The following is a 19,448-nucleotide window of genomic DNA, read 5'->3' on the forward strand; positions in this document are numbered from 1 at the left end:
TCGAAAGGCGATATACTGTTTAATGCACAATCCAATCGGCAACATAAAGAAGGTGAATAGGAATTCAAAATTATGGTGAATGTATCCCAAGGCCAACTGGAACAGTTTATCGAACAAGCTATCGCCGCTCGCCCTATCCGCACGGCAGTTGTGCACCCGGTTGCACAAAATGGATTATGCGGAGCCATTGAAGCGGCTGAAAAAGGCATCATCGAGCCCTTATTGATCGGCCCAGAGTCTCGCATACGCGCCTGCGCCGAAGAGGAAGGCTTGGATATCTCACCATATGCTTTGATCGATACCGCACACAGCCACGCAGCGGCCGAAAAAGCCGTAGCCCTGGTAAAAGAACAACAGGCTGAAATTTTAATGAAAGCGGATCTCTCGACGGCCGAATTGCTGGAGGCCGTTATCGACAAGCAACACGGCATTCGAACCGAACGCCGATTGTCCCATGTGTTTGTTTTGGATGTGCCCAATTACCACAAGCCACTATTTATCACCGATGCCGCAATCAATATCGATCCCAAGTTGCCACAGAAAAAAGACATTGTTCAGAACTGCATTGATTTCTGTAAAGCCTTGGGCATTTCCGAACCCAAGGTCGCTATTCTTGCTGCCGTTGAAAAAGTAAAATCCTATATGCCGGCAACCATTGATGCTGCCGCACTGTGCAAGATGGCAGATCGCGGACAAATCAAAGGGGCAATTCTTGATGGCCCTCTGGCTTTTGACAATGCCATTTCCAAGCAGGCTGCTGAAGACAAACATATTCATTCACCGGTTTCCGGTGACGCCGATATTTTACTGGCTCCGGATTTGGAATCCGCCAATATGTTAGCCAAGCAGCTTATGTATCTGGCGAATGCAAAATCGGCAGGCATCGCATTGGGGGCAAAAGTGCCGGTCGTTTTGAACAGCCGCGCCGACGGAACGTTTGCCAGATTGGCATCCTGTGCCCTGGCCTCGCAGCTGGTATTACATAGATCTTAATTACGCTCAGGCACAGCGACGAAGCAATGAAAACCATTCTGACCATCAATGCGGGTTCATCCAGCCTGAAACTGGGCTTGTTTTCCATGGACAAGCAGGCGCTATTATTACGCCTGGACACCTCCGATATATACGGCGACGCCCTTTTGAAAATAAAACCCAATGGGGCGCTTGCCAATAAACTTCACAAGCAAAAGATCAGCCTGTCTGACATTGCCGGCCCAGAAGTTTGGCAGGCAGCATCTTTTGATGCTCATCGATATTGCCTGGAGTACGCTCTGGAATTTATCCAGACCCAACTCAATGACATTGTCATCAGCGGCATCGGTCATCGCGTAGTGCACGGCAGCGAACACTACTCCAGCCCTTGCTTGCTGGATGAGAAGCACCTTAATAATTTGCAGTCCTTTATTCCGCTTGCACCATTGCATCAACCTTTTAATTTAAAACTGATCGAACTCTGTCAACAACTGTGCCCAGGTACAGCGCAGGTCGCTTGCTTTGATACCATGTTCCATGTCGGGCAAAGCCAGCTGGAACGTTATTACGCCATCCCCAAACGATACAGCGAAGCCGGTGTGCAACGTTATGGCTTTCACGGTTTAAGCTATCAATACATTGCCGGGGAGCTGCAAGGCCTGAACGCCTCCAGCTCAAAGTCTATCGTCTGCCATCTCGGCGCCGGCGCCAGCATGTGTGCCCTGAAAGATTTCAAATCAGCGGCCTCCAGCATGGGCTTCAGCGCCCTGGAGGGTCTGCCTATGGGGAGTCGAACCGGAAGTATTGACCCAGGCGTACTGCTGTATCTTCAACGCGAACAGGGCCTCAGCCTGGATGAACTGGAAGACCTTTTATACCGCCAAAGCGGTTGCCTGGGAGTCTCCGGGATCAGCTCTGAAATGAAAATACTGCTTGAGCAAGATAACCATGCAGACGCCAAACTGGCGGTCGATATGTTTTGTTATCGCTCCGCGCTTGAAATCGCACGACTGGCTGCCGTGCTGGAAGGTTTGGACAGCCTGGTTTTTACTGGTGGCATTGGTGAGAACTCAGCGTTCATACGTGAGCAAATCAGCACACGCTGCCAATGGTTGGGATTGAAAATTGATTCAGAACGTAATCAGGAAGGTGAGCTTAACATCAGCCACGCGGATTCTTCTATCGATTGCTATGTTATTCCCACGAATGAAGAACTGGTGATCGCTCAGGAATCCATCCAGCTGCTAAACGCAGAGAACTAATTCTCCATCAAAGGCTCTAAGGCTAAACCATTAACCTTGGAGCCTCTGCATGAAACACTTTTTCCAGGAAAACCGCAGCTTTTTTCTCTTTATTGCGGGCATGATGATGTTCCGCAGTGCCATCGCCGATTGGAACGATGTACCCACTGGCTCCATGTTACCGACCATCACCGAGGGTGATCGCATCACGGTAAATAAAATGGCTTACGGTTTACGCCTTCCGTTCACTGGCACCGTTATCAGCGCTGCTGAAATGGCCAAGCGAGGCGATATTGTTGTTTTTGATTCAGTCGCCGCGGACAAACGATTGGTAAAGCGTGTGATCGGTGTACCCGGTGACACCGTTTCCATGCATCGACATCGCCTGACCATTAATGGCCTGCCGCTTGATTATGAAAATCTTCAAGACGATATCTATGTGGAGAAGCTTGAAGGCCGCCCCCATAAGGTACGCATTGAAAATGTCCATGGCCCACTCGCCAACTTCTCGGCAGTAACCGTTCCGGAAGGGCATTACCTGGTCTTGGGCGACAATCGCAATAACAGCGCTGACTCACGAGTTTATGGTTTTATTCCCCAGAAAGAACTGCGCGGACGCGCCGGTTCAGTAGCAGTATCTTTTGATTATGAAAACTACTTCCTGCCGCGCCAGGAACGGTTTGCTCTGAAGCTCGATTAATCAACATAAGCAGATATAAAAAAGGCCAGCATTGCTGGCCTTTTTTGGCTTCAGAAAGCCCTTAGTGCTTATACACTTTGCCGTCTTTCATGACAAAGTCGACATCCAACAGCTCTTTAATATCGCTAAGCGGGCTGCCACCTGTGGCAATAATATCCGCAATTTTCCCTGCCTCCAGCGTACCAAGATCGCTGCTGCGATCAATAAGATCGGCAGCGTTGATGGTTGCCGATTCCAAAACATCCATCGGTGTCATACCCGCCTGCGCCATCAGCACCGCTTCCTGGGCGTTAATGCCGTGACGGGAAACGCCCGAATCCGTACCAAAGGCGATCTTTACACCGGCATTATAGGAACGGGCAAAGTTGGTCATCATATCACCACCCACTCGCACCGCTTTGGCCTTGATCGCATCGGACATAAAGTTCGATTTTTCCGCCATTTGTTTTACGGTGTCTCCGGCCAGTAAAGTCGGAACCAAATAAGCACCAGTTTTACGAAACAGCTTGATACTCTCTTTATCGGCATAGCTACCGTGTTCAATGCTGTCTACGCCTGCGCGTAAAGCCGCATTAATACCTTCTGCCGCATGAGCATGACTGGCCACTTTACGCCCCAAAGCGTGCGCGGATTCCACTACCTCTTTTAATTCGTCGTCTGCCATCTGCTGTCCGGTGCCGGTATTGGTGTCCGACAAAACACCACCCGTCGAAGTAATTTTGATGACATCCGCATTAAACTTAATGGCACGACGTGTCGCACGACGGCAATCAAATGGACCATCACAAATGGTTTTGGAAGTGTATTTTTCCAGCAGATCATGACGCATACCATCCACATCACCATGACCTCCCGTTACCGCCACACCGCCGGAAGCAACAATACGGGGCCCGTCCAACCAACCCTTGGCAATGGCATCACGCAGAGCATAAATATGTTGCGGACTCTGGGCGCCAAGGTCACGTACCGTTGTAAAACCTGCCAACAAGGTTTTCTTGGCAAAATGAGCACTCTGCATCGCCACATCCGCATCGGACATGCGCAGGCGTTCACTATCATTATGCGGACCAAGCTCACCTTGCAGATGAACATGCATATCCATCAAACCCGGCATTACAAAGCTGTCTTTTAAATCGATGAGTGTTGCATCCTGCCCAGCTTCCGACGCTGAAATAAAACCGGCTTTCACAGCTTCAATACGGCCATCTTTAATAATGACGCTCTGTTCTTTTAACGGTTTTTCACCCGGAACAGTCAAGAGTGTTCCCGCGTGAATGACTTGTGTATCCGCCAACACGGGCATGCTCAAACTTGCCAATGCAAGCGTTAACAATTTGTATTTTTTCATCATCATTGCTCTTTTTAATAGACTCTCATTGTCAGTCTGCTTAGGCGCTCATCAGGGTAAAAATTTGCGCGTATAGTTCTGATTACCCTTAGCGCTGATAGCCACATTATCTTCGATACGAATACCACCGAAGGGACGTAAACGATCCAGCAGTTCCCAATTCACACACACACTTTGGCTGCTACTCTGCAGTTCGGCCAGCAGCGGTTCGATAAAATAAATACCAGGCTCAACCGTGATCACCATATCCTCTTCAAGCTCACGATTCAGACGCAGATAAGGGTGTTCAGCCGGCGGCTCACTGATATCACCAACCTCATTTTGCTGCCAACCACCCAGATCGTGTACCTGTACGCCCAGCAAATGTCCAAGACCATGAGGCAGGAATTTGCTGGTGATGCCTTCAGCCAGTGCCGCGGCACCGTCAATCTTCAAAATGCCTGCTGTATGGAGAATATCACCGACGCGTCGATGCATATTTTTGTGGGCATCGAGATAGTGCATCCCCGGCTCCAATTCATCGATGAGCGCCAATTGAGCTTTATCCAATTCATCAATCAAACTCTGGAAACAGGCCCCTGCTTCACTCTGTTCACGGCAATAAGTACGACTGATATCAGCCGCATAACCATTCACACTAAACCCTGCATCAATCAGGAAAGAGCGACTGCTTTGCAATTCTTCAAGTTGTAAATGGGTGTAGTGAAGAATGGCAGCGTTTTCATTCAGGGCAATAATGTTCCCATAGGGTAAATCATTTTCACGTAAATTGAGCGCGCCGATATACGCTTTATTAATTTCGAATTCGCTGGCGCCAGCCATAAAGGCCTCTTTCGCAGCGGTATGACATTTAGCCGCCTGCTGATTCGCCAGCTCAATACTCTGCCGCTCGTATTCACTTTTACGGGCTCGATAATACTTCAGATGGTTCAGCACCGCGCTGTCATTGTGCAGCCATTCCACACCGGGCAGATCGGGTATCGCCCCAGCCAAACCAATAAACAGGGTTGGCCCACCGAGCGCAGTCAGTAACGTCTTCAGTTGTTGTGGTTCTGCGTATTCAAGAATATCAAAATGCATTGTCCAGAAATCTTCCGGCAACGCACTGACTTTATGCCATATGTCCACCGGCTTATGGAAGAACAAACTTGGTCGACCGCTTGGGCGAATCAGAAGGTAACAATTGGGAACGTTCAGCAATGGCAACCATTCCTTAAAGAATGGGTTAACTACGAAGGAATGATAGTAATCATCCTGAAAAATGGGTTCTTGCACACCGGAACTGATCAATAGCGCCTGCTGCCCGGAACGCTGCAAATAGGCCTGGGTTCTTTCCAGTTTTTTCGCCAAATGGCTGCCATAACTTATTTCGAAATTCACATTATCCTCTCATCATTCTTTCACGGTGACCGCCGTTTTTATTGGCATGGTTCAAGTGTCTTTTGGACACTACCTTATCAACGCCTGTAATGTTTCAACAAATTCCTGATCACTCCAATCGTCCATCGCATCACCGATCTGAATTTCAAAGCGGCTGTTGTTTTCATTCGCTTCAAACACTCGGTCAAATAACCAGACACGATCACTCTCAGCAACTTGCAACGCCCTGTCTTTTAGTACGCTTGCAGAAACCGGTAATTGCACGAGAAAACCGTTACTCTGTACCGGTTCGGGAATTGCCGACTCTCCAAACGCGTCCACAATCAGCTTTGATAGAGATTGAGCGCGCTGGTTAAATTCGGAAACCCTCGGCAAATAATGTTCAAGACCCCAAAGCGCAGATAACACATAAGGAAAGGCCGTAAATAAATCACCGCCTAAACGGCTGCGCCACGTCATCAACTGCTCAACAAATACTTTATCGCCCGCAATAATACCACCCGCGGCCGCCCCCAGAGTTTTGTACAGGGAAACATACACCGAATCTCCCAGGGCTGAGACATCCTGATAACTCTTCCCCCAGTAGTCCGCCGACTCAAACAATCGAGCCCCATCAATATGCAAAGCAATGCCTGAATCATTTGCACGCTGTTTCAAAGCGACCAGGTCTGGCCATTCCGGCAATTTAAAACCCGCTCTCCTCAGAGGCAACTCGACAGTTGCCGCAAACACGTCTTCGGGCAGGTTTCGAATATCCTCTGAATCAATAGCTTTACCCGGTTTGCCGAACATCACACCTTCAAAACCTAAAAGCGTTTCGTAGGCCATCGATTCATCACACTGAAAGTGGGACTGGGGATGCAGAGCCAGCTTCCTACTCCCATGATTCTGGGCCCACTGCAACAGAGCACTGTATTGCCCGATCGAACCTTTGGGAACAAACAGGGCTTTTTCCTTCCCCAGCAGCTCAGCCATCCGGCGTTCGAGTATCTCGATGCTCGCACCGCTGTTATACAGATCAATATCAAGATCGATCTCGGGCACCTGCTGTATACGTTCCAACCACTGCCTCTGACTTAGCGGTCGGTGACGAGTGACAAAGCGAGTGCACTTGGACATCAAAGGATGACCAAGCAATAAGCCATCGTACATTCTTATTCTCTCTTCAAAGTACTCGACATGTCGTTTCGTAAGGAAAGGCGATACCGATGACAGCTTCAGGCCAGACAGCTGGCCGGTTTGGACTTATTTTGTCCCAAACAGCACTGAATCCTGCCTCGACGGCGGGGACATGTCGTTTATTTTTCGTTCAATACGTCATAGACTAGGCGAGCTTAAATCAATAATAAACCGCTGTGTAAAAAACCGGCTCGCTCATATTTATAGAGTCTTAAGATAGGACGTAGCCGCCGCACACAGCCTCAAATGAGGTCGGCAGAAGATGGGGCTCTCCCAAAGGCAATGGCAAGATACACTGGGCCTGATCGAATACTTCAGTGCCAGTGAGGATCCCAGCCAGTTGCGCAGAGACTGTGGGGAAGCTCTGCTGCGCCTACTGAAAGCGGATCATTTTGCCTCCTATATATGGCAAGTCGAAGAGGACGAGTTTCACAGCCCCTGCCAGCTCAATCTTGATGATCGCAATCTCGCCCGTTATCAGGACTACTATCAATTTCACGACCCCATCACCCACAAGATGCGACGCTTCCAGCAAGCCGTTTCCGTCAATCAGGTCATTCATCAAGCTGATCTAATCAAGACCGAGTTCTACCAGGATTTTCTCTCCCGGGATGGAATGCACTACGGCGTGAATCTTTATGTCTTTGATGAAAGCGGTAGAAACCTGGCAGATTTTCGACTTTGGCGAAACAAACAGCGTCGTAATTTTGAAGACAGTGATTTGGAAATGTTGAACATTATTGCCCCGCATTTTAGAAACAGCATGCGCCGGCTCAATAAGAAAAATGGTCAGCAACTCATTAAAAAGTACGATTTAACCCAAAGAGAGTTTGAGGTATTACGCCTGCTCAATCAGGCTTACGGCGATCAGAAAATCGCTCAGGAACTGTACATCAGCTTAAGTACCTGCAGAACTCACATCCGTCGCATTTATCAAAAACTCGACATTCACCAGCGAGCTAAACTGTTAGATTTTTTAAAGCCCTATCAGTTTTGAATTCAAACACTGTAGCATTTCCGTCACGAAAGCTTCTTCAATGTTTCTAAAAACATTCACACTTGTTGAGTTTTCACACAAACACGTAGAGACAGTTGCCAAATTTCTCATAAATTGAGGTTTTATTAGTAGATCTTAAAAAATTTGCAATCTAAGTGTCACACGTAAGGGACATACTCGCCGCCCATGAAATCACCTGACCCATGTCGCGAGAGTAAGTTCATGAAAAAGAATTTCCCTGTAAATGTTTTGGCGATTGCAATTGCCGCCAGCGCCGGCCAGCTTATGGCTGAAGAAATCGACTCCAGTGCAAACCTGGAAGAAGTGACCGTTGTTGGCAAAAGCGTATCTTACGCAAACAATGCCAGCAGCCTAGAAATGGTAAAACAACAATCTGCCATGACATCACCAATGGCGGTGATCGATAATTTGCCCGGCGTATTGGTAAACGAAGGTGATACCTTCGGTACCGACGATTGGTCAACCACGGTATCCATTCGCGGTTTTCAGTTGAGCCTGGACGAGCAACAAGTTGGTATCACTGTTGATGGTATTGCCAACGGCAACTCAAACTACGGCGGCGGCGCGAAAGCCAATCGTTTTATCGATACAGAAAACCTGCAAACCGTTGAAGTATCCCAGGGTACTGCTGATATTGCCTCACGCTCCAATGAAGCACTGGGCGGCACATTGAACTTCACCACGATTGATCCTGGCGAAGAAGAAAAATTAACCATCAGCTTTACCAGCGGAGACTTTGATGCGCGCAAGTATTTTGTTCGCTACGAGACCGGTGAAATTGCTCCCGAAACTTACGCCTGGATCAGTGTTTCCAGCACTGAGAACAGCGACTGGATTCAGCAGGCCGCCGAAAACACTCGTGATCACATTGCAGCAAAGCTGATCAGCACCATCAACGACGTGAATATCACCGCGTACATGTCCTACGATGATACTCACGAAGACAACTATCAACGAGTTTCCCTGAGTCAGTTTGAAAGCAATCCCGGCTGGGATCGCTTGACCAGTGACTGGACCGGCACACCTTATGTCGATCAGCTGTATCGTCGTGGTTGGTCTACCCTGCGTGAAAACTTCCTGACCTATTTGAAAGCGGATTTCGATATCGGTGAAGTGGAAATTAAAACCAATGTCTATTTCCACAAAAACGATGGCCGTGGCGATTGGGTACCGCCGTATCTGGTAGATGTAACTGACAACGGCAGCAACGGCCACAGCGAACTGAATTCCGGCACCACTGTTTTGGGTGGCGCACCCATCGGCCGCATATTCTTTGTGGATGCGAATGGTAACTCGGTTGCACCCATTGCTGGCTGCCAGAGTTCAATCACTTTCCCTTATGGCGGAGCTGGTCCCGAGTACGACCCAGCCTGTTATGCCGCTGGTGCCATTCCGGTTGGCTCTTACCGTCATACACACTACGACAAAGAGCGTACCGGGTTTAACGCTGACTTTATCTGGGAAAGCAATTTCGGTGACGTGAACAATATCTTGCGCGGTGGTATTTGGTACGAAGATTACAAGCGCCAGGAATATCGTGACTGGCACAAGATTATTGACTCACGCGTAGGCTACCAGTTCGATCACAAACCGTATTGGGTCCAGTACAGTAACGCCTTCCCGGTCGATACCATGATGATGTACCTGGAAGACCAGATTGAAGTTGGTGCCGTCACTGCACGTGTAGGTGTTAAGCGCTTTGATGTAGAGCTGGAAAAACAGGACAAGTTTGCACAAACCAGTCTGACCATTGATTCTGATTCCGACACCCTGGTATCTGCAGGTATTGTAGTTCGTACACCGGTAGAGGGTTTGGAATTCTTCGCTGGTTACGCTGAAAACTTTGCAGCAATCAAGGATGCTGTTCTCGAACGTGACGCTTCTGCCCTGCAAAACATCGAGCCGGAAACCGCTGATAACATTGACGTAGGTTTGCGTTACGACGGCGACAACATCAGCGCCAGCTTGACCTACTACACCATTGAGTTTGAAAACCGCTTGACCTTTATCGCCCCGGATTCCCCGGACGGTATCGATTATCTGATTGGCACCAATGGCAGCTACATCAATACCGGTGGTATCGAATCCAAAGGTATTGAAGCCTCGGTTTCTCTTGATATCAACGAGAACTGGATGCTGTTTGCGTCTTACACCAATAACGATTCCACCTACGCCGATCGAACACCAGGCTTCCCAGCGGGCAATACCGTATTTGGTTCTGCCGAAGACATGGCGGTGATTTCCCTGGACTGGACTAAAGAGGACTACTCTGCCGGATTGTCGACCAAGTGGGTAGGTGATCGCTGGATGGACGCTGCCAACACTCAGCGTGTTGATGCTTACACCGTTGTCGACTTCTACGCAGGCGTAAATCTTGGCGACCTGAGCGATAAAGTGAAGAACCTCGAAGTGCGCCTGACCGTCAACAATCTGTTTGACGAGTCTTACATCGGTGGCATCGCCGGCGGCAGTGGCTGGATCGGCGCACCACGCACAAGTGCCATCAACCTGAAGGCCAGTTTCTAATACTTACACTGTCTGCCTTTAGCCCCGGCGTCGTAGACGCCGGGGCTTTGTTGTTTTCGAGATTACCTGAACCATTGAGATTTAAAATATGAATCCCTCTTTGACGCGACGCAATTTATTACAAACCGGCCTGCTGGCCGCTGGTAGCAGTAGCTTTATTGGCCAAGTGCTTGCCCAAAGTCAGCAAGCCGATGTGCAAGCTGTGTTCAGCCATGGCGTTGCCAGTGGCGAACCCCAGGCTGACAGTGTTTTGCTTTGGACACGCGTCAGTGTCGAACAGGAAAAGGCTGTCGTGGAGTGGGAGCTGGCACTCGATACGCAGTTTCGAAAACTTGTACAGAAAGGTCAGCTAAACGCGGAAGCAGATAACGATCATTGCGTTAAAATTACAGTGTCAGACTTGGAGGCAGGTCAGGTTTATTACTACCGATTTAAATGTCAGGGGATTCATTCAGAACCCGGCCGTACTCGCACCCTGCCACAAGGCGATATTGATAATCTGAACATCGCCATTGCATCGTGTTCTAATTTTCCTTTTGGTTATTTCAATGCCTATGAAGTCATCGCCGCCGACCCTGACATTCAATTTGTGCTGCATCTCGGTGACTACATTTACGAATACGGTCATGACGGTTATGGCGGAACAACCGGTAAAGTCATCAATCGCAATCACGAACCTGCCCATGAAATTGTCAGCCTGGCGGATTATCGCCAACGTCACGCGCAATACAAAGCCGATATTGCTTCTCGGTTAATGCATGCCGCACACCCCTTGATCCCCACCTGGGATGACCACGAATCCACCAACAATCCCTATATGCAAGGCGCCCAGAACCATCAACCGGATGAAGGCGATTGGTCCAAGCGCCGTGATGCCTCATTGAAGGCGTACTACGAGTGGATGCCAATACGCGAGCCAGAGAAGGGATTAAACCGCAAACAATTATGGCGTCACTTTCAGTTTGGCAATCTGGCGAGCCTCGTTACATTAGAGACCCGTCATACCGGACGCAGCATTCAAATTGACTATAAAGATCACCTTGGAAACATAAAGTCCGATGAAGATAGAGACCTGTTTTTGAAGCAGGTTCTTGGTAATCCTGCTCGCAGCATGCTCTCGAAAAACATGAAGGACTTTTACGATCAATCCTTGAAAAACAATTCCAGTCAATGGCATCTGTTAGGCAATCAGATTCCCATGGCAAGAACGCATGTCCCGGACATCAGCCAGTTTCTCAAGAAAAAGAACAGCGAAGGTTACGATCCGGTGGCTGATGAGCATGCGCAGTTCCGTCGTCTGGGCGAACTGGATCTGCCCATTTACCTGGATACCTGGGATGGTTACCCGGGCGCACGCCAGGCCTTTTACGAACAAAATCAGAACCTGGGTATCGAAGACCTTCTGGTATTAACAGGTGACAGCCACAGCTTTTGGACCAATCAGTTGTTTGACGATAGCGGAAAAGCCATGGGCGTCGAAATCGGTACAGCCGGTATTACCTCTCCCGGCGATTTTGAAGGCTATGGCCCTGAAACCGCCAACGCCATGGATAAACTGGTTGCCGAGCACAACCCTGAAATTGTCTGGACCGATTGCCAACACCGGGGCTTTGTAAAACTCAGTCTGAGCAAAGAGAAGGCGCAGGCGGACTTTATCAGCGTAAGCGATATTCTGACGGAAAAGTATCAAGTGGAACGTATCAAGCGTGCGGTAATTACTAAGAAAGGCAAGAGCCTGACGTATACAGCTTAGCCCTTGTTTTTGAGTCGCCGCAGTGATACCAGCTGCGGCTCAAAGATCAACCGGGAAGGACAAGTTCGCGCTCGCGCCACCTTGCTCGTTTTTGTTCAATGAGAACACACCCTTTAGCTCACCGGCTCGCCAGTGCATATTTTTCAAGCCGTGGCCGCCCTTGTCTTCGGGCTCATTAAACTGGCCATTATCGTCAACCTGAAGATGCACTTGCTGGCCATCCAAACTGACTTTTAGTACGATTTCGCTCGCGTCACTGTGCTTGAGAATATTGGCAAATATCTCCTGAAGGATTCGTAAAAGATGCAAGCTTTGCTGAGGCTGAATATTCACCTGATCCACTTCCATCGCCACTTGCCAACTCAACCTGACTTTGAGCTTGCTGAGCTTTTTATTGATGCGATATTTAAAATCAGCCAGCAGGGCCTGCAAATTACTGTCGCTTACATTCAGAGATAAAATAATCAGGCGGAAGTCATCCAGGCATTCCCTAAGAGCCGAAGAAATATTGTCTCGAATTTCGCTGTTCTTCTCTTTTTCAATCATCGCAAGGGAAGCGACCAACTGACCACCAATTCCATCGTGCATGTCCTTCATAATACGGGCACGCTCATCCGAGATGGCCTTACTGCGCTCCAGCTCGATAGCTTCCTGGCGCTGCTGTTCCAATTCGGTATTCTTACGGGACAACGCATCCACCGACTCGTTTAACGATTTGGTGGCGTGCTCGATTCGATTTTGCAAATCCGCTTCATTTTCCTGCAAGCTGCCAACCATGCGGTTAAACAGGCGTTGCAGTTCAAGAATTTCACCTTCACCATTTTCTGGGCTTCGACTGTCCAGATCACCCATTTTCACCGCTTTTGCCGCAGCGGCCATTTCAGAGAGAGATGCACTCATTCGACGACCAAACAGGTACACCATAAATACGCCCAATGCGATAGCCGATACGGCCACCAGCATAATGCGCAGATAAGCCTTTTCCCGCAAATTCGAATGTTCATCCCGCGACAATGCAATTTCAATCTGTCCCAGCCTTTCTTCCTGCTCATCTTCTATGCCAGCAAGTGCAGACACTTCATCGGGCGAAACATCTTTGCTATAGATAGGGATAATAAACAGACGATCTTTGTTCAGGTGCTGTGTGTGTTTTCGCTGTTCAGCGAGGATTTTATTATTGGCATCCACAAAGCGTACTGAACTGACCGCGTCAATGTTAATCAGAATTCCCGCAATTTCGCTCAGGCGTTGGACATCGCCGGTGTAAAAATAAAACTCCGACATTAAAACCGCTTGGGTAGAAATATCATTACCACGGCGTTCCAGATTGCTCTCGATATCATCAAGGGACTCAGACAACATAAAGACGCTGACCGCAGCTACCACCAACAACAGTGGCATCAAGGCAATAAATAAAACCTGACTGCGGATATTTCTAGCGAGCACTGCTGTACCTCCCCAGAACATCTGCCTGCGAGGTGTCCTCATTGATCTGACGACGAATCAGGACCGGATCAAACCGTAGGGCTCTCGCAATATTGTCATTGATATCAATTCTTGCTGCGGGATAAATAATGGCTTGCTGCCCAAAACTGTTCGCTGCCAACCAGGTATAGGCCAGTGCGGCTGTTTCTTCTGCGACCTCGGATTTCCCCAAGTACAGCGCCATCATAGCGCCAGCTTTAGTGAAGGCCCGACTGTGGGCAACAACCGGCACTTTATAGCTATAAGCCTGGTGCAGAAGCAGGCGAGCATTCTTGCCTCGCCATAAGGCTCGATCCAGAGGCGCCAACACCAAGCCTGCCTGATAAAATTCGTCTTCAAGTCTTGAGATATCACGGGCATTCGCATTGATGCTGCGATGAAGAATTTGAATATCAGGCCCGGCGCGTAAACGAGCCGCCTGCTGATTCACCAATTCATTGCCCCGACTGTTGGCAATTAATACCGTTTTCTTATTGCGATCGCGCAAGAGCAAATTGGCTAGCTTCTGCATCCGTTCCAAAGGTTGATTGATAACCACAGCCGCCCAACTGCCCGGTTTTCGGTCGGCGGCCTTCTCACGGATATACGCTTCTTCAACATAGGTAAACACAAGCATATTCTGCTCGGAGTTTTCCAGGGCGTAGCTGGCCGCCTGTGGGCCCAAGGTTAAAATCAAATCTCTACTTTGAAAAGCGGGAGCCGTTTTTTCCAGCCCCAACTGAAGATGCAGTTCGTTTTTCCTCACGCCTTTTTTGTGAATGGCATTTTTGATTTCTTCGGCAGCTTCAATCAGTGCCGGCTTGTTATCGGGCACAAGAATATAGATGTCGGCAAAGCATGAGGAGCTGCCAACAAGGAGAAAAAGCAAGAAGAGGTAGCAGGCCCTCATCTAGCGCTTAGCCAGAGTGATACCGAGATAGTATTGAGGGTCAATAAAGAGATCCTCATTAAATTCTTGGTATGAGTCATTAAACGACAATGCACCAAATTTTAACTCCAGTTCCTTGTCACCAATTTCCCAGGTTCTGGCCAGGGAGAAATCCATGCGAGTATAGGATTCAACCTGATCACCAAAACCATCCCAGTAGACATTGTCCATGTACTGAATTGAATAGCCGGCCTGCCAGCCATTGATCGGGTAGGACATGAATAGACCGGCACTCCACTTGGGTGCCCTATCCTTATAAATTCTTGTCACAGATGGGTTTAAGCGCAATAGCGAGTAATGGTGACTGCTGCCGCGATTGAAGTGGAAACGAATAAACTTGTTCAACTGGGGACGATAACTGATCTCGCCCTCAATACCACGCGTGTCATAACTGTCAAAGTTACCGACCCGAGTGGCAAAATTCATCAGGGCATCATTGACCGAGCGGTCGACTGCGTAGTCGATCATATAATCCAGCGCCTCACGATAAGCACTGATTTCCCACTGCCAGAAGCCTTTCTTTCCCTGATAGGCAATATTGAAATTGAGAATTTTTTCCGCACGAAGGTGGTCATCGGCGATATAACGCTGGTCGAGCAGAAAGCCATTCGACAGAACGGTCTGGGTATCGAAATTGGCCTCCAGCAAAGAAGCTTGGCGGTACGCCTGAGAAGCTGCAATTCGAATACTCTGCTGGGGTTTAAAGTCCCAGTTCAGGCTCAGCCTTGGGGACCAGTGGCTGCCAAAGTCAGCGGAATACTCATAGAGCAAGCCCAGGTTCAGCATAAAGTCTTTTGGCAAGGGTTGCTGAACATTGATAAAACTGCGAAGACTGGTTTCCTCTACTTCACCTTTCTGTGGAAAGTAGGAAATACTTTTCAGAAAATCCTGACGGATGCCAACACCCAGAACCGATTTAAAACCCTGTTCATTGTGCCAACTGTACTGGCCTTCCAGATCAGCTCGGCGACCTTTATGGGTACTGTAGCCTGTCCGATAATCAATATCGTCAGAGCCGGTTACCAATCTGAAAACTTCCCGGCTAACACCAACAATTTCATTTAAGGGAATAGTAAACGTCAGATCATCTTCATCGCGATCACTGTAATAGGCTTTAATTCCAAAATCACTGTTCGCGCTGTAATTTTTTTGCCAGGCCAACTTGGCGGAGAAGCCGTTAACTTTACGATCACGGGGAAGGAATTCCCTGAACTCTGCCGCACCGGTTTCACCGTTATAAAAATTAAATTCGATATCCAGATTTGAACCGTCGCTCAGATGGCTGACCCCGGCAAAACTGAAATTATCGTGATCTTTGAAATCGTGAAAATTATCCAGACCATTGGAACGTCGTTTCCACAGTGTTACCCGATAGTCCATCAGCTCGTTTTGATCAGACCAGCTTGCCTGGTACTCTCGCTCACCTTTGTTACCGACACGAACCGAATACCGATAGGGATCACTCAAACTCGGTTCGCGAGTAATAATATTGATGGCACCTGAAAAGGAATTAGAGCCATACGCTGAAGCCGAAGGGCCTCGAACCACTTCGATTCGTTCAATGTCTTTAATGTGAACGCCCAGGGTATCCCAATCAACCACAGACAAAGTGGGCAAATACGCGGTTCGACCGTTCACCAATACTTGCAGGCGATTATTGAATTCCCAACCACCACCATGGGAGTTTACAGAATAAGTGCGACCATCAGCGCGCAAGACCTGAAAGCCCGGCACCAGTCGAAGCACATCGGCAATGTCCGTATACGCCGTGGCTGCAATCATGTTTTTGTCGATGACGGTGACCGCAGACGGGCTGTGCAGAATGGACTGATTCAAGCGGCTGGCACTGATCACCACCGGCAGATCCAACTCAAGGGATTCATCCATTCCCCACACTGGCAGACTCGCCAGCATAGCAAATGACAGGGCTATTTTTTTTGTAAACACGCTCGCTACAGGCCTCTAGATTATGCCCTTTTTGGTGGCTTCATAAATCGCACCGGTGCGATTGGTCACCGCCAGCTTTTTATAAATATTTTTCACGTGGGCATTCACGGTGTGAAACGACACATTCAACATATTGCCGATTTCTTTTGAGGTATATCCCTTACTCACCAGCAACAGGATTTCATGTTCCCGCTCACTCAAACTGTTATGGGTTTCTTCTTCATTGGCCGGCGCAGGCTTGAATTCCTGCAGTAAATAACGGGCAACACCCGGACTGATGGGCGCGCCGCCTTCCTGCATTTGTTTGATAGCGCTGTTAATTTCAAAGAATTCATCATCTTTTAACAGATAACCCGACGCACCTGCACGCAAGGCATTGATTACATGAGCTTCATCACCAAAAATAGTGATCACAATAGCCAACTGTGTGCTGACTTTGCTGTGACGCAGCATTTTAATCAGATCGATGCCATTGCCATCAGGCAAATCAAGATCGGTCAACAAGATATCCGGCGAGGAGTTTTCCAACATGGCCGCTGCAGCTTTGAAAGTGCCAACCGAGCCCACCAGGCGAAATTCGCCACCTTCGATAATGGCCGTTTCCAGTCGCTCACGTGCGGCTTCACAGTCTTCAACAATCAATAAGGTCGCTTTCATCACTACATCCATATCTTAGGTTTGGCAGGCCGATTCTGTTATTATGGCCAGCCACTGGCGCCCAGTCGCTGAAATTTACAAGCTCTCCAGCTATCTAGCTATGCGCATTCCGAGAATTTATACCCCACAGCAATTACAAGCCGGCTTAACCATCAGTCTTGAGGAAGCGGCCTCACGACACCTTGGCAAGGTGTTGCGTATGACGCCTGGGCGAGAACTGATCCTATTTAACGGTCAAGGGGGTGAATACACAGCTATTATTCATGAGGTGGGCAAAAAAGTCACTCAAGTAACGATTACCGAGCATAACAGCGGCGATCGAGAATCCCCACTGCACAGCCATTTGGCGATTGGTGTATCCCGTGGTGACCGGATGGACTGGGTGTTGCAAAAAGCCTGTGAACTCGGTGTGACGGAAATCACCCCTCTGTTCACAGAACGCACCGAAGTGAAATTAAACGGCCCGCGTCTGGAGAAAAAGCTTCAGCATTGGCATCAGATTCTGATCAGTGCCTGCGAACAATGTCAGCGCAATCGGCTGCCACAGTTAAACACACCCACGTCATTAGACGGGTTTCTTGCTGTAGCACCCGAAGGTGAAAAGTGGGTACTCCATCATCGCGACAGTGAAACACTGGACCCGGCCAAAACCGTCGAAAAGGCCTGCATTCTGATTGGCCCTGAAGGCGGATTGAGCGAAGAGGAAATCGGCTCAGCCAGAACAGTTGGCTTTGCGCCGCTGACCCTCGGCCCCAGGGTCATGCGTACTGAAACCGCCCCGCTGGCAGCACTCAGTCTGCTGCAACAATTTTGGGGCGATTTTTAGAAGGGTGGAAGGTTGGGTTCGCCCTACAGTTCCGCCGCTGTCACTTCCAGCGCAGGCACATCGGGAATGACCGCCTCTTGCCCGTCAACCACAACGGTCATTTTGACGTAGGGATACTCATCAGCGTCACTCAATTCCTGGATGGCTTCAGGTGTCACTCGTGCAACGTGAGGAATACCCTGAGCGATGACCGCCACATAGGCCAGCTCGGAATTAACGCCCGTGGCATTAATGATGGCCACCTGGTTATAACCGGAAACCTCACCCCTTGGTAAACCATTCAGCTCTTCAAAGGATAACAGTGGCACCTTCTGGTCTCGCCATTCATACCGTCCCAGAAAGCCACTCGCTTCATGCTCAGCCGGAATAAATCGGGATTTTCGATACGGCACCATTTCCGCTACGGAAATCGTCGGCAGAAGTAAGGTAAAACCGGACACTGGCACCGCCAGGCTGGGTACCTCATTCGGACGTTCTTGTGTGAGTTGTTCCATAATTGACTCCAGACTAGCTCGCGACTTTTTCCAGGCAGGCTTCTTCGGGTTCTTCCGTTTCCGAAACACTGGCCAGATGTTCGCAAAGCTTCTCTGCTAACTGTTTAGGACTGCCACTGAATTTAACCTGCGCAATTTCAGCAGCCGCCATCGGCATAAAAGGGCTGATGCTGGATTCCGGACTCTGGGTCCAGATCTCCACGCCACGCTGCTGGGCAAAGCGGCAGGCTTCGGCGCCATCGCCCGCCATACCACTAAAAATGATCACGCCCAGCTGGCAATTATTTTGACCGGAAATTCGACTCGCCGCCGAATACACAAACTGATCTATGCTCGGGGAAAAATCACTGGCCCAGGGTTTATCGTCGCTTTCCAACAGGCCCTGGCTGTTCAATAACAAACGGCGACTGGCACCCAGCATCCAGACTTTTCCGGGCGCAACGGCCTGACCTTCTTCGGCCAATTCCACCGGATACACGCTGCGTTTCGCAACCACCTGTCGAATCAAAGGCTCACCGGAAACACTGCTGTGCTGAATATAAATAAAGCCCGCATCCAAATCTGCTGGCAGCTCGGATAAAAATTCACCCACCGCTTCCGGGCCACCGGTCGACGCCGCCAACACCCACAACTGTTTAGGCCAGTGGGGTTTTTCTTTATGAACATTAAGTTTGCGCAGTTTGTGTAACCAACGCTGGCGCCACTCCGGAAAGGCATCGGAACGTGTTGCGGGAACCGCTTCATCCGCCAACATTACCGTCACCGACTGCTCCACCAGCCATTCGGCCAACTCGCTGTTGTCGGCGTCATCAACGCACACCATCCAGGCATCCGGCTGCACGTCCAGTATTGGGCCTTGCCAATCTATTTCGGACAACACTTCGGCGTAGAGGCATTGGCAATCGAACTCTTCCAGCATTTTCTGCAATCGCTGTAAGCTCGAATCGTCATTGGCAATCAGCCCTAATTGCAAGCCCGGCAAGCTCTGCTCCAT

16 protein-coding genes are annotated in these 19,448 nt (G+C 49.2%); 7 read left to right on the forward strand and 9 right to left on the reverse strand.

Translation table 11 applies throughout. The features are described from left to right. Positions 1-72 precede the first annotated feature (72 nt). From G8768_RS00745 to lepB, 3 genes are read left to right on the forward strand one after another with little or no spacing between them, the layout of a single operon-like run. Positions 73-993 (forward strand): bifunctional enoyl-CoA hydratase/phosphate acetyltransferase, encoded by a 921-nt coding sequence (locus G8768_RS00745; protein ID WP_166852870.1) that lies wholly within the window; start codon positions 73-75, stop codon positions 991-993. Positions 994-1,019: 26 nt separating this feature from the next. After that, positions 1,020-2,234, forward strand: coding sequence for an acetate/propionate family kinase (locus tag G8768_RS00750; protein ID WP_166852867.1), 1,215 nt, complete (start codon positions 1,020-1,022; stop codon positions 2,232-2,234). Between the two features lie 49 nt (positions 2,235-2,283). Further along, positions 2,284-2,913: a signal peptidase I gene (gene lepB / locus G8768_RS00755; RefSeq protein WP_166852864.1), complete on the forward strand. Its 630-nt coding sequence runs from the start codon at positions 2,284-2,286 to the stop codon at positions 2,911-2,913. A 61-nt stretch (positions 2,914-2,974) separates the two neighbouring features. Here lepB and G8768_RS00760 read toward each other — a convergent pair whose 3' ends face one another. The 3 genes from G8768_RS00760 to G8768_RS00770 all read right to left on the reverse strand — a co-directional run bounded on the left by G8768_RS00760 (position 2,975) and on the right by G8768_RS00770 (position 6,793). Continuing rightward, positions 2,975-4,261 carry a metal-dependent hydrolase family protein gene (locus G8768_RS00760; protein WP_166852861.1) on the reverse strand — a complete coding sequence of 429 codons (1,287 nt, stop codon included), beginning with the start codon at positions 4,259-4,261 and terminating at the stop codon, positions 2,975-2,977. Between the two features lie 51 nt (positions 4,262-4,312). Next, on the reverse strand, positions 4,313-5,641 hold the full coding sequence (gene pepQ / locus G8768_RS00765; RefSeq protein ID WP_166852858.1) for a Xaa-Pro dipeptidase: 1,329 nt from the start codon (positions 5,639-5,641) through the stop codon (positions 4,313-4,315). Positions 5,642-5,710: 69 nt separating this feature from the next. Beyond that, positions 5,711-6,793 carry a threonine aldolase family protein gene (locus tag G8768_RS00770; protein WP_166852855.1) on the reverse strand — a complete coding sequence of 361 codons (1,083 nt, stop codon included), beginning with the start codon at positions 6,791-6,793 and terminating at the stop codon, positions 5,711-5,713. Positions 6,794-7,082: 289 nt separating this feature from the next. Here G8768_RS00770 and G8768_RS00775 point away from each other — a divergent pair, with 289 nt between their 5' ends. From G8768_RS00775 to G8768_RS00785, 3 genes are all read left to right on the forward strand, one after another. Beyond that, positions 7,083-7,817, forward strand: coding sequence for a helix-turn-helix transcriptional regulator (locus tag G8768_RS00775; protein ID WP_166852852.1), 735 nt, complete (start codon positions 7,083-7,085; stop codon positions 7,815-7,817). Positions 7,818-8,039: 222 nt separating this feature from the next. Continuing rightward, on the forward strand, positions 8,040-10,364 hold the full coding sequence (locus G8768_RS00780; RefSeq protein WP_166852849.1) for a TonB-dependent receptor domain-containing protein: 2,325 nt from the start codon (positions 8,040-8,042) through the stop codon (positions 10,362-10,364). Positions 10,365-10,452: 88 nt separating this feature from the next. Next, entirely contained in the window at positions 10,453-12,117 is a 1,665-nt protein-coding gene (locus G8768_RS00785) for an alkaline phosphatase D family protein (RefSeq protein WP_166852846.1), read from the forward strand. A 39-nt stretch (positions 12,118-12,156) separates the two neighbouring features. Here G8768_RS00785 and G8768_RS21220 read toward each other — a convergent pair whose 3' ends face one another. The 4 genes from G8768_RS21220 to G8768_RS00805 form a co-directional block, all read right to left on the reverse strand. Further along, entirely contained in the window at positions 12,157-13,563 is a 1,407-nt protein-coding gene (locus G8768_RS21220) for a HAMP domain-containing protein (protein ID WP_166852843.1), read from the reverse strand. Then, the gene (locus tag G8768_RS00795) at positions 13,553-14,416 is read right to left on the reverse strand and encodes a hypothetical protein (RefSeq protein WP_166852841.1); all 864 of its coding nucleotides are present in this window, start codon (positions 14,414-14,416) and stop codon (positions 13,553-13,555) included. The genes G8768_RS21220 and G8768_RS00795 overlap by 11 nt, the downstream gene beginning before the upstream one ends. Before the next feature lie 75 nt (positions 14,417-14,491). Beyond that, a complete protein-coding gene (locus tag G8768_RS00800) occupies positions 14,492-16,417 on the reverse strand; it encodes a TonB-dependent receptor plug domain-containing protein (RefSeq protein WP_166852839.1) in 1,926 nt (641 codons plus the stop codon). A 75-nt stretch (positions 16,418-16,492) separates the two neighbouring features. Beyond that, entirely contained in the window at positions 16,493-17,134 is a 642-nt protein-coding gene (locus G8768_RS00805; RefSeq protein ID WP_166852837.1) for a response regulator, read from the reverse strand. 100 nt (positions 17,135-17,234) lie between these two features. Here G8768_RS00805 and G8768_RS00810 point away from each other — a divergent pair, with 100 nt between their 5' ends. After that, positions 17,235-17,960, forward strand: coding sequence for a 16S rRNA (uracil(1498)-N(3))-methyltransferase (locus G8768_RS00810; RefSeq protein WP_166852835.1), 726 nt, complete (start codon positions 17,235-17,237; stop codon positions 17,958-17,960). Positions 17,961-17,983: 23 nt separating this feature from the next. Here the strand turns inward: G8768_RS00810 and G8768_RS00815 are convergent, their stop codons facing one another. Next, positions 17,984-18,454: a chemotaxis protein CheW gene (locus tag G8768_RS00815; RefSeq protein ID WP_166852833.1), complete on the reverse strand. Its 471-nt coding sequence runs from the start codon at positions 18,452-18,454 to the stop codon at positions 17,984-17,986. Between the two features lie 13 nt (positions 18,455-18,467). Next, positions 18,468-19,448, reverse strand: a complete 981-nt coding sequence (locus G8768_RS00820; RefSeq protein ID WP_166852831.1) for a chemotaxis protein CheB — start codon at positions 19,446-19,448, stop codon at positions 18,468-18,470.

The sequence above is a fragment of the Pseudoteredinibacter isoporae genome (genome assembly GCF_011602085.1).
Taxonomy (GTDB): Bacteria; Pseudomonadota; Gammaproteobacteria; order Pseudomonadales; family Cellvibrionaceae; genus Pseudoteredinibacter; species Pseudoteredinibacter isoporae.